This is a genomic window from Pyxidicoccus sp. M15 (assembly GCF_056858435.1).
The window spans coordinates 8,728,981-8,743,573 of record NZ_CM166495.1; the positions used below are offsets into that span (position 1 = coordinate 8,728,981).

Below are 14,593 nucleotides of genomic sequence, written 5' to 3' on the forward strand. Positions count from 1 at the left end.
CTCACCGGAACCGCGCGGCGCGGTAGTGGGGTTCGTTGCGTTGAACGTTGTCGATGTACTTGGGGAGGAGCTCGCTGCGCCGGCTGAGCGCGGCGCCATGGATGGCGAGCCCCAGGGGGGCCTCGCCGGGGAACAACGCGCTCCACCGGCGGAGGAACGCATCCTTCGGCAGGCCCGCGATCTGGATGGCGGAGTGAAGCCCGCTCTCCAGGAGCGGCAGCGCCCGGCGCTCTTCGCCCGGGGGCAGGATGCGCACCAGGCGCTGGTACGCTTGCAGGAGACGCAGCATCGCCTCCCGCGGGAGTCCGCGCCACTCCAGCGCGTCCAGCGCCCCCGAATCATCCAGCGCAATCGCGCGCCAGTCGGCCGCCAGGTTCGCATCGAGCAGGCGCTGCAGCTCGGTCAGCGCCGCTCGGTCCATGTTCAGCATGACTGACATCGTCTACTCCCTCCCTCTCACGACTGGAAAGCGGACTCTTCTCGACTCCGCCCGCCCTCCATCTGCGGAACGCTGCAAGTCACCCGGTTCGAGGCTCGGACGCGTTGGGCGCTAGAGCCTGTCGAGGTACTCGCGAAGCACCCGGACTACGGCGTCCTCGCGAACCATCGTTGCTTCCGAGAACTCCATCAGCGGATCGACGAAAGCCACATCGTATCCGCCGTCCTCCTTCCATCCCACGCACACGCGTCGTTTCGCCGAGCCTCGAGAGAACATGATCGACGCCAGCGATACTCTCGGATGCACGTCGGCGAACGCCGGGTCGTGCTTGATCTCGCCGACCAGCTTCCTCATCGCGGCCAGCGTCGGGTGGAGCACGCGATAACTCTCCAGACGATCAAAGGCCTCGATGACCTTGTCCCATTCGTCAATTACCGCCATGGCAGCAGTGCCTCCTGGAGCGCGGCGCCGGTGAGCTGCTTTCCGTCACGGAAAAAGTCGGTGGCTGCTTCCCATTGTTTCGTTCCGAGGATCTTACGCAGCTCCCAGGTGGTGGCACCCTCGATCCCCCGCTCCAGACCCGTCAGGTCGAACTTGATGCGCCCGCCGTTCTCGATGAACGTGTTCACGATGGCGCTGAAGGCGTGCTGCAGATCCCTGAAGTTGCCCACGGCGATTCGCAGGAAGCCTTTGTCCCATGCTCCGAATACGGAGACCGCGCCCTGCGACGCGGCGAACTTCTCAAGAGAGCTCGAGAAGCCAAAGGCCAGGTTGGTGCCCTTGGGGATCGGCGTCGTTCCCCCCAGCTCCTTCGCGAGCTTCCCTGCGGCGGCGGCAGACGCGCTCGTCGACCTCGCCGCCGCGCTCCGCCGGGGCGTCTTGGGTGGGCCGCCGGCCGGCGGGCGAGCGCCGCTCGATGGCTCGGCGGGACGCGCGGAAGACTTTCCTCCAGATGAAGGCGGCGGCTTGTCGGAGCCCCCGCTTCCATTGTCACCCGCGCTGGACATCATGTGAACGGCGCTTCCGGCGTGCGCAAGGGCCGAGCCGGCGCGCACCCCTTGCACCGCCTGTGCGAAGCGTGGCGTCGTCTCCACGACGGCTGGGACGAGGTGGCCCGTAGTCGACAAGGCCACTCCGAGCCTGGGACCTCCGGACACCGGGCCCGCTGGATTCACGAACCCCAGCGTGATGTCGAAAGCCGTCCCGAACGCTTCCGCCTTTTGCTTGTCTTCTGTGACGAGCTGAGCGGCACCCGTGGCCAGGTGTTCGACCGCGCTCCGCTCGTTGCGGCCCGAGAAGACCTGCCGCCATCCAACCTCCCAGTCGGAATATCCATGAACCATGGCTACTCCGCCCGCGACTTGAGCGGCGACCGGAACCTCGATCTGAACGAAGACGGCGGCTCCTCCAACCATCTGCAAGGCGCCGCCCAGCGCTCTGACCCCGCCCCAGATGCGGGTCGACACGGAGCTCTCCTCCGCACCGTCAGGGTCGTGGAGCCCGATGGGGTTGTTCAACACGTAGACGTAGAGGTCCCCTCTCCATATCGGGTCCGCGCTCGTCCACCGCCCGAGCCACGGCGCGTAATACCTCGCCCCGTGGTAGGAGAGCCCACTTTCCTCGTCCCGCTCCTTCCCGGTGTACCGATACCGCTTCGGTGCCTCCGTCTGGCTTCTCCCCCCTTGGTATGCAGTCCCGCCGTATGGATAGTATTCCTCGTACGAGATGATCTGCGCCGCTTCCGACCCGTCGAGCTCCAGGCTGACCGAGCCCAGGTGGTTGCCGAACTGATAGCGCAAGAGCGGGGCCGAGCCGTTGTCCGTGCGCGTCTCCACGAGCGCGACGCGCCGCTCACCCTCGCTCACGGCGAGCGTCTCGCGCTCCAGCGTCGGCGTCTCACCGTCTCCGGCATACTCCCGGTAGAGCTCGAAGCCACCCAGGTAGATGCGTTCCTTCCTCCGCGTCGGTGTCTGCCCAGGCCCGGCCTGACGCTCGGTCACCTTGCGTACTCGCTGCCCCGCGGCGTCATAGACGTAATACGTCATCTCCTGCGCGCCGCCGCTCTGCACGACTTGCTTGGACGACGACTGAAGGCGATCGCGGCAATCCCACCGCATCACGGGCAGGTGGGGCATCGCCACCATATTCCCGTGCTCGTCATGCGTGTAGACGAGCTTCGGATCGCCGCCCACTTCCGTGCTGCCCAGGCGGTTGCTCGTCTTCCCCGGCTCAAGCAGGCTTGGCTCGTCGTAGCTGTACGCGCGTGTCCATCCTGGGTTCTGCGGGCTCGTCCCGCGATGCATCAGTTCCAGGATGTTGCCGACCTCGTCGTAGCTGTACCGCTCCTGGTACAAGCCCATCGCGCCGCGATCGTTCGGATGAGACACGCCCACGCGCGGCGCGTCGCTGTCGCTGGTAGGCACTGCCGCGCCGCCTGGCTGGCCCAGGTGCTCTCTTCCGGTAGCCTCGATCAGCCGGTAGACGGCATCGTAGACATACTCCCAGGCGGGCTCGACGACGGCATTCGCGAAGTAGAGCGTCTGCTGGGCGCTGTCGCGAATGTGCGTGATGTTGCCGGCCGGGTCGAAGGTGTACGCCAGCTCTTGCAGCACATCCGCGCCGCCGCCCCGCGTCGTGACGAGGTGCACGAGTTGAAAGGTCTCGGGATCGTACGTATGTTCAGTCCGGGCACCATTCCCATATTCAATGAGTGTCCGCTGGCCCTTGGCGTTGTAGTCGAGGTTGCCGACGAAGGTGGTGAGTGTGTCTTCACCTCGCAGCTTCGCCTCGATCCGCTCCAGGAGGTTCGCTTCGTTGTACACCGGCAGGAGGCGGGTCTGGTCCGGCGTGTGGAGCTCCACCGGGCGGTTCAGCGCGTCGTATCGCGTGCTGCTGGCGAACGTCTCCGCCTCGAGCGCGACCTCGCTTGACCAGTCGAGGGTGCGCTTGTAGTCGGCCGCGAGCTGCCTCGTTGTCCGTAGCAGGTTGCCTTTGAAGTCATAGGCCTCATCCCGATCGCTCGCCGGGTCGTGGCCCCTGCTGGTGACGACGCCCGCACCGTCATGGTGACGGAGCACGCGCGTCCGTAGGTTGAGCCCGACATCGTCGGGCTGTCCCTCGCCGTACTCGATCTTCTCGTATAGGAGTTCCCGGCTCGGATGCTCGAGGTCCGCCCCCGTCACGAAGCTCCGCACCGGCCGCCGGAGGCCGTCGTATTCGGTACGGAAAGCATGACCACGGCTGTCCCAGGCGCGGAGGGGCTTGCCCACGACGTCGTTCAGCGTCCATCGCTCGCCCGCTTCCATGCTGGCCTGGTGTATCCGGCCACCCAGCATGTCGTAGTCGTAGCGCATGGCGACGCGGGCTTTGGCGTCGATCACCTCCCGCTGGTTGCCCTCGATGTCGAGCACCACCCGCGTCGCATACTTCTCCTCGACTGTGCCCCCATTCTGCTTCGCTCGATTGTGCGCCACGGTGAGGAACGGCCAGCCGAGCGCGTCGAGGTATGCGACCGTCGGCGTCCCTGCGTGCACCGCGGCCCTGTCCGCTGCGGCCTTCTCCTCCGCGCCCAGCGCGCCATTCTTGCGCCGTTCGTGCCATGTCGGCAGGTAGTCCTCTGCGGGTAAGCGCTGGAAGAAGCCGCCGACATCCGGATCGGCCCTGGGATCCGCTTGCAGGACGGTGTCGTTGACATCCCACGTGTCCTGCTTCCACGCATCGAAGACGATCTTCTCGTAGGTGTGATTGGGGTGCAGCGTGGCGACCACGCGCTCGATGGGGTCGTAGAAGACGATGGAGCTGACCCCGTGCACCTTTCCGAGCTCCGAGCGATGCGTATCGCTGAAGAAGGGCTCGTACTTCCGGATGGGTTTTCCTTTGTTGTTGAAGACCGTCCACCCGTTGCCGGCCCAGCGCGGGCTCACGGTGGGCCCGCCCGGGAGGAGCGGCCCCGGCTCCGCCTGGAGCTTCATCTGGAGCTCGCGGCCGAAGCCGTCCGAGTACGAGAAGCTGTGCTGAACCTTGGTCTGCTGACCAGGCGGGAGCTCTGCGTCGTGCGTCTCCCGTGCGAGGGTGTACACCACCGCGGCTTGCGGCTCGGAATCACCCGCCGTGCGCTGATAGGCAAAGAAATCGTAGACCAGCCGGGTGGTGGCACGCTGGAGGATGCCGTGAGGGGCCGCGAGCGGGTCGGCGAGGTGCGCCGAGATGACGCTCTCCGGCAAGTCCGCCGCGAAGCCAGCGAGCGAGTCGCCGAGGTGCTCCTCGGGCTTGCCCATGACCGCGGTGCCCACCACCATGCCGAGCGCGTCGAGGGCCACGGCCGCGCGGTTGCGGTTGGGATCCATGACCCGCGCCGGCTGGAGGACGCGATAGTCATTGCCGTTCTCTACGAGCGCGCCGGCCGGGTCATGCGCGCCAACCGTGACGAGGTTGCCTGCCGGATCGCGCGTCTGCAAAAACAGAAGATCATATGGATCGTACGTGACCTCAGTCGTCTTCCCGAAGGGATCGACGAACCGGCAAGGCATGAAAAAATGCTCCCTGGCGTAGTCGAGCTCCTCGGTAGAGGTGTCGTTGTCGCGCGCGGAATAGAAGACGCGCCCCGAGGGTATCCACCAGTCGGGCTCGACGGCGTCTTGTACATAGCCGCCACTCGTCAGCATGGCGTCGATGACACGGCCTCCGTAAGCTGAGGCGACGAGCCCCGGCGAGAAGGCGAGCTGCTCGACCCGGTCAGGCAATGCCTTCGACTCGAGGTGACCGAAAGGGAGCGGCCCGGTCAGGTCATCCTTGCGGTAGAACGTGCGCGTCCGTTCAATCAACCGCCGGTAGGCGTGAGCCTCCGTCGCGCCCGCGCCCGCCAGATCCTCGTAAGCCAGATCGTAGCCGTGCTGGAGGTCCTTGAGCGCCGACGCGATCTCGTCGAAGCGGAAGAGATTGGTCACACCGGCGAGGTTCGACACCGGCGCGAGCTTCGAGAGTTCGTAGGTTCGGCTGTCCGCTACGAGCGGCGCCCGATAGGCTTCTTCCTGTTCGATGGCGTTGGTGGTTGTGTTCTCGGTCCAGGTGATCCGAAGAGCCCTTTGCTGTTTCGTGTCTTCTGCGGTGAGCTCCGGAGCCGGGTCAGGGTGCCGGCGTCCATAGCCGATGGCAACGGACCGGAGCACGTTGCCATAGGCGTCGACATCGAGCGTGAAGGAGTGCGTCACGCGCGGATCCGCGAGCTTGTCCGCCCCCACATCGTAGAGCTTGCGCTCGTAATGAAACTCGATGGCCTCACGTGGGTGAACGGAGAAGACGCCGTGTCTTTCCTTGCCGCGTGGCTGGACAGGAACGACGGTGTAGTTACGCTCCAACACGAGGTACGGGTGGCGCTCTGCTTCCGTGCCGTCGAGTGCGTAGATCTCCTTGCGTAGGATCGCTCCCCTGAGCGCGCGGCACGCCTCGCGCACGTCGTCCGCGGTGCTCCCGGGAGGCACCACGGTGTCCTCGAGGAGCATGGCGCGGAGTTGTGCCGCAGTCAGGCCGGGCTCGCGGTAATACTCATCCTCGTAACACCGTGAGATGCGGCCGCCCTCGGAGAGCGCGCCTACGTGGAGCCACGTCTTGGTGAGCACCGGCGGCACATAGGAGGCCGCGTCGATGTTGTCTCCCGTGGGCAGATTGCCGTCCGATGTGAGCGCGCCAAGTTCCTCCGTGTCCCACTGCTCGACCAGCCCGAAGCCTCGGAATTCCCGCTCCACGCCGTCGTAGTAGCCATGGTGGTAGGCATACCTGGTGACGAAGCGGTTGCGGCTGATGCGGTCGTAGGTCGTTACGCGCTCGACGACGTGAACCGGAAATGGCAGGCGGGTGATCCAAGGAGTGCCCGCGAGCTTGTCTGCAAGGTAGAATCGGGTTGAGGCGACGTACTCGACCCGGGTTTCAGCGCCGAGGTTGTTCGTTGACCGCACCAGGAGATGCGGCTTGCGGCCACCCATCAGGTCGACGTAGCGAAGTGGGCGTCGTGCGTCGGCAGGCAATGGCGACGACCAGACCAGACAGGCGGTCCCATTACCAAGAATGTCGGCCGTCGAAACGGACGACAGATGATCGATCATGGGAAACTGCGGCAGCCGGCGTGCTTCGCTCCAGCGGTTTCCGGACTGGTTGAAGTAGAGGCGGACACCATCCCGCCCGAGATAGATGATGTCGTTCGTTCCCGAACCGTCGATGTCCGCCAGGCGAATGCGCCGCTGATCGAATTGATCGGGGCTGTCGAACCACGGCGCGTTGTCCATCGTGACTTTGGCGCCGAAACGGCCAAAGCCCAGGTTGGGCCAGTAGCAGACCTCACCGTTTCGAATGCGCACCAGGTCCGTGAGACCATCACCACACAGGTCGGCGAGATAGATGGACTGGGTACCATCGGCGAAGACGAGGTGCGGACCGTGCTCTTCGTTACGCGAGGGGCGGACCTGCCGCGCCGGACCGAAGCCGTCCTCCGCGAGCGACGGGTACCACGTAAAGACCTCGTGCTCGGTGATGAGGATGTCGGCGTGGCCATCGCCGTCGAGGTCGACAAAGCGCAGGTTGGGGTCGTCCCAGCGCAGCTGCGGCAGCGTGCGGAACGGCCGGAACGTCTCCCAGCTCTCGTTCAGGGTTCGTTCGTAGAAGCCGGGCGTAGAGCCTGTGAACGACACCACGTCGAGCTGGCCGTCGCCTGACAGGTCGAGGAGCTGGGTCCCGCCGCCACCGAGCGAGAACAGGGAGGGCTTCCCGCGCAAGACCTGGAGCGCGCCGAACCGGCCCTCTCCGAGGTTGGGCTTGTAGAGCCACGCGCTTGCTTGCTCAGTCAGGATCCCCGAGACCCCCTCGCCATCGAGGTCCACCCACTGATACCTGGCGCCATCGACCCCGACGGGCAGGTTCTCGGCGGTGCCCGCATCGACGTACCGGATTTCGTTCTGGATCTTCGCCTTGCTGTACTCGAAGTCGAGAGGAGGGAAAGACCGCTTCAGGTAGATGATGTGCTTGACACCGCTCCGGGTGACGACGGCCTGGGTGTCGTCGCGCACGAACCCCGACTGCGTGATCGATTGGATGAACGACGCGAAGCGGGTGCTGCCTTGATGGCCCAGCTCGGCATCGATCGGTGCCGGCGTCGTGTAGTCGAGGTCCGCGTAGTCGAATTCGAGCGAGCGGACCAAGTATGGCTCGTCGCCGAGCTCGGCGGTGCGCTCCTGATTCAGCTCCGGGAAGCGATGGAACATCAGCACGCGGCGGCAGCGCCTGTGCGAGCGGACCTCGAAGCCGGAGCGGTACGACGAGAACGGGTCGGGGCGCACCGCCCACGTGCCGCCGCCGGTGCACGATGCCCGCACAAACCGGTGCTGGTCCGCCGGGTCTCGCGACGGGTCCAGGGCGAGCTCCTCGTAATGCCCTTCGCCGTAATCGAAGACGACCTCGAATAACCAAGTCGCCAGGGCGAGGTCCGGCTGCACGAGCCGTGAGACCCGGTTTCCGTACTTGATCCGCTTCAGGTAGCGATTGGCCGTGTGCGTGCGGTTGCGCTCGCTGCCTCGGGAGAGATCCACTCCCGCGGCGTCCTCGGCCGCATACTCGTAGACGCGGGCGTTGCCCTTGTCGTCATGGCTCGTGCAGATGAGCCAGCTGAAGATGCGCATCGGGTGCGCCGGATCCGGCTCCGCTGGATCAAAGATGCGTGATTGGTTATCGAGGCCGTAGAGGGTGGTGACGTTCTCGCGCGAGATGGAGCGCCAGTGGATCTCGCCGGTGGCTCGCTCCGTCCAGCGCTCGATGCGCGCGAAGAGGCCCTCCACGCGCGGGCGGTAGCGATGGATTGTGTAGCCGGGTACACTCGTAACGTCCTCGTGCCTGCGGCCATCCGGCTCCAGGACCGGGACCAGATCCTCCGAGCCGGAGAGGACGTACACGTCCGACTCCCCGGCATCGTCGTACCGGGGCAATCCCTTGTCGGTCTTGCGCGTGATGGTGGGGAGCGAGAGCGACCAGCCGAAGCCGAAAGGGCCATTGCCGGAGCCCGAGTCGTACGAGAGCGAAAGCTGCGGACCGAATCCCGAGCGGCCTGGGCTCGTGGGGATAGGTACGGTCATCGAGCCGGTGCCGGTAACCGGATTCGCGGCGAACTTCTCGCCCATTCCGCGGATGGCGCCGCCTCCTTTGGGAAGCGAGATCGACGGCGTTGCGCCTGTGCTCCCCGCGGCCCCCCGAGAAGCGCCTTTGTCTAGATATTCCACAGAGGCTCCGCCTTAAGACAGTCCTCCACGCGCCCCCCCGCCTGCACGGCCATCCCCCCACCACACCAGGAGACTAGCTTTCGCCAAACGCGCTGAAAAGGGCAAACAGCTGCAATCGGTTTTGGGCTTGAGGCTGTCGTACGAGCACGTCAGTCGTCGCCTGCGGAAGTGGGCCCCATTTTCTGGCTCCCCTGCATTTCGTGTGGAGCGCACCTTCGGGAACGTGACGGTGCACGGATTCTCATGGCGGCGAGCGCAGCGCGCCGCGGGCCGTGCCCCGGGCCTCACCACGCAGGTGGGCCGTCTCGATGTGGGAGTAGCGTACAGAGAATCGCTGCGCGAGCGCGGCCTGGCACTGCTTTCCCGTCAGGGCGTACCAGCCGGGCAGGTACTCCCCAATGGCATATAGCGGACCGATGAGCCGCAGCACTTCTTCGCAAGCAGGCGCGAACTGCCTGGCGTCGGTAAACCTTCTGCGTGCGTGGGCCCAACAGGCAGCCAGCACAGTTGGCGCAGGCCCGTCCGCGCCAGACTTCGTCGCTGTCCGGTATGCCGCGGCCCCATCCACCAGGACGTGAAGAAGGACGCCGTATGGGCCCTGGCGCCGCGGCCGAGGGGCACATGGCGTGACCTAGCCAAAAAACATCAATGCCTCTGGCCTGTTAGAAGTGCACGAGCCGGGGATCGAACCCGGACGACCCTTGCGGGTCAGCGGATTTTAAGTCCGCTGCGTCTGCCAGTTCCGCCACTCGTGCCCAGTAGGATCCGGACCTTAGCTGCCCCTGGTGGTCCCCATTGTTGAAACCGATTCCACCTCTCCAACCAGGGACTCGAGGTGCCTCTCCATGCGCCCCGGGCGGCAACCTACACCGGGGTGTCGGCCTTCCTCCAGCACTCGGAGCTGATTCGCTTGCCTGTAGGCCTCCAAGGGCTCGCCTGGCACGTCGAGACGCGCAGGGCTCAGCGTCTCGATACGCTCGGACGTTGCGGCGCCGGCGGACACCGGCGCCGCGGGGCTCAGTAGTGCTGCGTGTAGCTCAGGCTGACGACCGCGCCGCGCGCGGCAGCGTACGAGTCGTTCCTCAGCGAGTAGAGCATCTGGCTCACGCGCGGGTAGTACTGCTTGTTGAAGAGGTTGCTCACCGCGAGCGTGGCGGTGCCCTTGCCCACCTCCAGGCTCGAGGTGAGGTCCACCGTCGCGTAGGTCTCGACCGGCAGCTCGCCGAAGCCGGCGGTGCCCGCAGCCGTCTTCGCCTTGAAGCGGTTGCGGTAGCCCGAGACGGCGAGCACCGCGCCGTTGCGCCAGGTGGGCAGCGTCTGGTGCGTCGCGACGAGCGTCAGCTGCGGGGGCGGGATACGGTAGCCGTTGAGGAAGCCCCACACCCCTTCCCGCTTCAGGATGCCCTCAAGCCAGGTGAAGTTGGCGTCCAGCGTGAGGCCCGCGAGGGGGCGCGCGCCAAGCGTGGCCTCGAGCCCGTACACGCGCTCGGGGGCGCGCACCGGCTCGACGCCGAGGCCGCCGGAGGAGGTACCGAGCTCCGAGCTGTTGATGAACGCGCCGAGCGAGCCGTAGACCCTCTCGAGGTCCGTGCGCAGGCCGGCCTCCACCATATTCACCCGCTGCGGCGCGGTGTTCAGCGTGGCCACCGAGGCCCCCGGCCGGTTGGCGTTGCGCAGGATGAGGCCCACGTCCGGCAGCGAGTAGCCCTGCGAGAAGTTGGCATAGACGCTCAGGGCCCGCAGGGGCTTCACCACCAGCCCCGCGTTGAACACCGTCGAGCGGAAGCGCAGGCGCGCGCCCTCCACCGGGTTGTCGATGAGCGTCACGTAGTCGTCCACCCCAAGCCAGATGCGCTCGTGGCGCACCCCGGCGCGCAGCGTGAGCCACTCGCGCGCCGCCCACTCCAACTGCCCGAAGGCCGCCACGGTGCCGATGTCCATCAGCGGCACCCAGTCGCGCTCCCCCACGGGGACGAATGCGAGCCCGCCGCTCTCGTCGTAGCGCTGCGCGTCCATCACCGTCACCGGCTGCGCGGTGCGCTCCTGGGCCGCGTCCAGGCCCCATAGCGCGTTGAGGTCCTTGAAAATGGGCGTGCCGATCTCCAGGCGCCCCCCGCCCTTCTGCGTCTCCAGCCGCGACTGCGTGATGGCCCGGTAGGTGGCGACGGTGCGCCCGTCGGACGGGAAGAAGTTGGTCCAGAAGTTCCGGTAGTACACCTGCCCGCGCACCGTGCTGCCGAGCACCTCGTCGTGGTCGTAGGTGAGCGAGAGTGTGGTGTTGCGCGTGCCCTCGGGCTGGGCGATCTCGAGCCCCTCAAGCACGCGCGACTTGGTGCCGAAGATCGGCAGTTCGTTGACGCCCGGGTCCGTGGTGAAGCGCGTGTCCTGCTGGCCCCGGAAGTGCGCGGCCGTCAGCTTCAGCCGCTGTTCTTGCGCGAGCTTCCAGGTGAGGGCGCCGGACAGGTCGTAGCGCAGCGACTCGGCGAGCCCGCCCTGGCCGTACGGGTTGGGCGGGATGCGGTCTCCTTCCGCGTCGTACTGGACGGAGCTGCGCTCGAACGCGCCGGTGAGCGAGAAGCCCAGCGGGCCCACCGCCCCGTCCGCCGTCTGGGCGAGGCGCCCGCCCAGGCCGCCGAGCGGCTGCACCGCAGCGGTGGTGGCCTCCAGGGTGGTGGAGAAGCGGGGCTGCCCGCTGCCTGTCGGGCGGGTGATGATGTTGATGATGCCGCCGGAGGCGCCCTCGCCGTAGATGGCCGTGGTGCCGCGGACCACCTCGACGCGCTCGATGGCCTCGGGGGACAGGGTGTTCAGGTCGCGCGACACGTTGCGCACGGCGCTCTGCGGGACGCCGTCGATGAGCACCAGCATGGTGCGGCCGCGCAGCGTCTGCCCGTAGGTAGACGGGGACTGGTTGCCCAGCGCGAGCCCCGGGACGAGCTTGCCAAGCGCGTCCGCGATGTTCTGGCCACTCGCCTTGTACTGGGTCCGAAGCTGCTCGCCTTCGACCACGGTGACCGCTCCGGGCACGTTGGAGATGGCCTCGGGACGGCGCGTGGCGGTCACCACGATCTCCTCCGTGAGCTCCTCCTCGCTCAGCCGCGCCTCCTCGGGGACATCCTCCACGGTGAGGGCCGGCGCCTGCTGCTGGGCGAAGGCCGTGGGGGCGAGGCCCAGACCGAGCGTGAGGAGCCAGGCGGGGGTGGGGTGCGGTCGGCGGGGCTTCATCGGGAGTTCCTTTTCGAGCGCGAGCGGTGCCGGTGTACGGAGGGTGTGATTACGCCGCGTCTTATTTGATACCGATTCTCAAAGTCAAAGTGGTTCTCCCATTCCCCTGCCCCTTTCGCGCTCCGGACGAGACGGTGCCGCTCCGTGCCGGGGCCGTCTCCGCCGTACGCCGCCCCGAAGCGCGGCGTTTGGAGCCTCCGGCGTCCAGCCGGTACAGGGAGCCTCTCCATCGCGGCCGTGTGCCTGCACGGGCGCAAGTCCGAGAGGGCTGCGTGAGCCAACCGCCATCCGCTTCGCCACGCAGGACGACAGGCACCTGGGCCGCCATGCCGCGCTGCTCGCCCAGCGCCCTCAGGTGGACCCGCGTGTTGACGCCAACCGCGCCCACCTCCACGCGCACCTCCGCATGGGGCTCGGGGTTGAGACTGGCCACGGGGGAGCCGGCCGGCGCGTTGCGCAGGCTGCTACGTCCGGCAGCGAGAGGTTGAGGAAGGTGCTCACCGCCTCGGTGTCATCAACTGGTGCCCTCGCGCGAGGGCATGAGCGTGGCCCGAGGCCGTGGCCGCGGCAGCGCGGGTCCTGGCGAGCCAGAGGAAGAAGCCGGTGAAGAAGAGGCCCGCGGGGAAGAGGCCGGTGAGCACCGCGAGCAGCCGCGTGGCCAGGCCTCCCAGCGAGCCGATGTGCAACGGGAAGCGCAGGGTCATCAACCGCGCGGCCAGTGGCGCCTCCAGTGCGTTCTCCGCGTGCAGCACCGCGCCGGAGTGGCAGTCCATGTACACGACGCTCATCCCATTGGGGTGCGGCTCGTCTGGGAAGCGCTTGCGCACCCGCAGGGTCGCTCCGGGTGAGGCGGGCAGGTCGACGCGGGTGGTGCGCGCGCCCGGGAGGACCTGGTCGGCCCTGGCCAGCAGCGCGTCCAGGGGCAACGGCTCGCCCGTCGCGGGTCCGGGCTTCGGGGGTGCGCTCCTCGGAGCCGCGCCGGTGACGGCCTGGAGCGTGCGCTCGAAGGGTGCAGGGAAGACGAACGAGGCCCCGGTGAGCCCAGCCACCAGGAGGAAGACGAGTGAGAACAGCCCGCCGAGCTTGTGAAGGTCGAAGTTCGCCCGCCGCCAGCGCAGCGGCCGGCGCAGGGTCAGGCCCTGGGCCAGCTTGCGGCGGCCTGGCCACCAGAGGACGAGCCCGCTGAGGCACAGGGCGATGAGCACGAAGCCGGTGGTGCCCACCACCGCATGGCCCAATTCGTCGGCGAAGAGCCTCACGTGCAGCTCGCGCAGGGTGCCCACCAGGCTCTGCCCGGGCGTGCGCGCGCCGAGCACGGCACCGGAGTACGGGTCCACGTACACCTTGAGGGCGCCGTGGGGCTTCATCCAGGCCTCTATCGGGGCATCCGGCTGCTCGGGAATCCGCAGCTGGCGCGGCGGCGTGCCGCCCTGGTGCGCCGTCACCACCTCCACCACCCGCGCGAGCGGCACCCGCTCGCCCCTGGGCTCCACCCGCCGCACCTCGGGCTGCAGGTGCCGATCCAGCTCCTCCCCGAAAACGAGCGCGGCCCCGGTGAGCCCCGTCACCGCCAGCAGCGCGCCTACGGTGAGGCCCGCGTACAGGTGCACCTGGAAGAGGAGCCGGCGGAACGTCATCTGACGGACGGGATGAAGTTGAGAATCATTATCAATTCCGTCATATCCGCCATTCCGGGAGCTGTCAAGCAAGCGCGGACGTGCGGCTCGGCTCGCTGTCATGTGAGCACCGGGCCCGCCTGGGAGATCCGCGCCACCCTGCCCGGAAATCCGGGTCACCCGCCCCCAGCGGCGCCCGGGCGCGTGAGGGCGCCCTCAGGCGTGCTCGGGCAGGCCCAGCTTCCGCAGGAGCGCCACACGCTCATCGCCCTTCAAGATGGGACAGGTGTAGCAATGGAGCAGGCCCGGCAGCTTGTAGCGCTGGCAGCACGTCTTCCGGACCCGAACGACAGACGCACGGCCGAATCCGCTCAGGTCCTCATAGCGGACCGACCGGTGAAGCGGGTTGGGCCCGGGCATGAGCGGGCTGTCCGGTTGCTCCAGGAGGATTCGCCGGTCTTCCTCGACTGCCGCCGCGACCTCGGGGCGGGCCCTCAGTCCGTCATAGACATCCGCGCACAGATTGCCGGCGTTGCCCCACAAGATTCGCTTCGGCAAGCCCGTCACGCGATGCACCTGCTCGACGATGGGCGCCAGGTGGTTGGCGAAGAGGCTCGACAGCACCCGCCCGTGAAGCACCTCCAAGCCGACGCGGGGCGCTGAGATGTCGAGCTTCAGCCGCGGTGGATGGACCACGATGCCCGCGAGGGACTGCAGGACAGCGGCCCTGGGCAGGCCTTCCTCGGAGAGGCTCATGCTCACGTTCGAAATCGAGCCGTCCAGCCCTACCCCGGCGAGCGTCATGGCCGCCAGGAACCCCGACAACAGCGCCGCGTTGTAGTGCTTGTTCCAGAGCGAGGCGGCCGCCCACAGCTCGCCCGTCCGGAGCGTCTCCATCAGCCGCCGCACCTCGGCCAGCAGGTGCTCGTCCTCGAGGTACACCGAGGCTCGCACCACGTTCCGTCCGTGCAGGTGCTCCCCCAGGAGCAGGCGGTGCTCAAAGGGCGCCAGCAGAGGAAGGATTTGCTCCATCGCGGCGGGCGTCATCGACA

General features: G+C 67.3%; 7 protein-coding genes and 1 tRNA gene. All 8 read right to left on the reverse strand.

What is annotated here, in order from left to right; genetic code table 11:
• Position 1: 1 nt before the first annotated feature.
• Complete coding sequence (locus tag ACX9TP_RS32085) at positions 2-439, reverse strand: hypothetical protein (RefSeq protein WP_482974452.1); 438 nt, start codon at positions 437-439, stop codon at positions 2-4.
• 111 nt (positions 440-550) lie between these two features.
• Complete coding sequence (locus tag ACX9TP_RS32090; protein ID WP_482974453.1) at positions 551-880, reverse strand: hypothetical protein; 330 nt, start codon at positions 878-880, stop codon at positions 551-553.
• Positions 871-8,601 carry a SpvB/TcaC N-terminal domain-containing protein gene (locus ACX9TP_RS32095; protein ID WP_482974454.1) on the reverse strand — a complete coding sequence of 2,577 codons (7,731 nt, stop codon included), beginning with the start codon at positions 8,599-8,601 and terminating at the stop codon, positions 871-873. The genes ACX9TP_RS32090 and ACX9TP_RS32095 overlap by 10 nt, the downstream gene beginning before the upstream one ends.
• 340 nt (positions 8,602-8,941) lie before the next feature.
• Positions 8,942-9,268, reverse strand: a complete 327-nt coding sequence (locus ACX9TP_RS32100) for an IS66 family transposase (protein WP_482974455.1) — start codon at positions 9,266-9,268, stop codon at positions 8,942-8,944.
• A gap of 101 nt (positions 9,269-9,369) precedes the next feature.
• Positions 9,370-9,455, reverse strand: a tRNA-Leu gene (locus ACX9TP_RS32105).
• 262 nt (positions 9,456-9,717) lie between these two features.
• Positions 9,718-11,925 carry a TonB-dependent receptor gene (locus ACX9TP_RS32110; RefSeq protein ID WP_482974456.1) on the reverse strand — a complete coding sequence of 736 codons (2,208 nt, stop codon included), beginning with the start codon at positions 11,923-11,925 and terminating at the stop codon, positions 9,718-9,720.
• A 497-nt stretch (positions 11,926-12,422) separates the two neighbouring features.
• Positions 12,423-13,562 carry a PepSY-associated TM helix domain-containing protein gene (locus ACX9TP_RS32115; protein ID WP_482974457.1) on the reverse strand — a complete coding sequence of 380 codons (1,140 nt, stop codon included), beginning with the start codon at positions 13,560-13,562 and terminating at the stop codon, positions 12,423-12,425.
• Between the two features lie 195 nt (positions 13,563-13,757).
• Positions 13,758-14,588, reverse strand: coding sequence for a siderophore-iron reductase FhuF (gene fhuF, locus ACX9TP_RS32120; protein ID WP_482982252.1), 831 nt, complete (start codon positions 14,586-14,588; stop codon positions 13,758-13,760).
• Between the last annotated feature and the right edge of the window lie 5 nt (positions 14,589-14,593).

Coding starts and splice junctions, on each gene's coding strand:
- ACX9TP_RS32095 (WP_482974454.1), bottom strand. CDS start 8,601: ATGGGCGAGAAGTTCGCCGCGAATCCGGTTACCGGCACCGGCTCGATG.
- fhuF (WP_482982252.1), bottom strand. CDS start 14,588: ATGACGCCCGCCGCGATGGAGCAAATCCTTCCTCTGCTGGCGCCCTTT.
- ACX9TP_RS32085 (WP_482974452.1), bottom strand. CDS start 439: ATGTCAGTCATGCTGAACATGGACCGAGCGGCGCTGACCGAGCTGCAG.
- ACX9TP_RS32090 (WP_482974453.1), bottom strand. CDS start 880: ATGGCGGTAATTGACGAATGGGACAAGGTCATCGAGGCCTTTGATCGT.
- ACX9TP_RS32115 (WP_482974457.1), bottom strand. CDS start 13,562: ATGACGTTCCGCCGGCTCCTCTTCCAGGTGCACCTGTACGCGGGCCTC.
- ACX9TP_RS32110 (WP_482974456.1), bottom strand. CDS start 11,925: ATGAAGCCCCGCCGACCGCACCCCACCCCCGCCTGGCTCCTCACGCTC.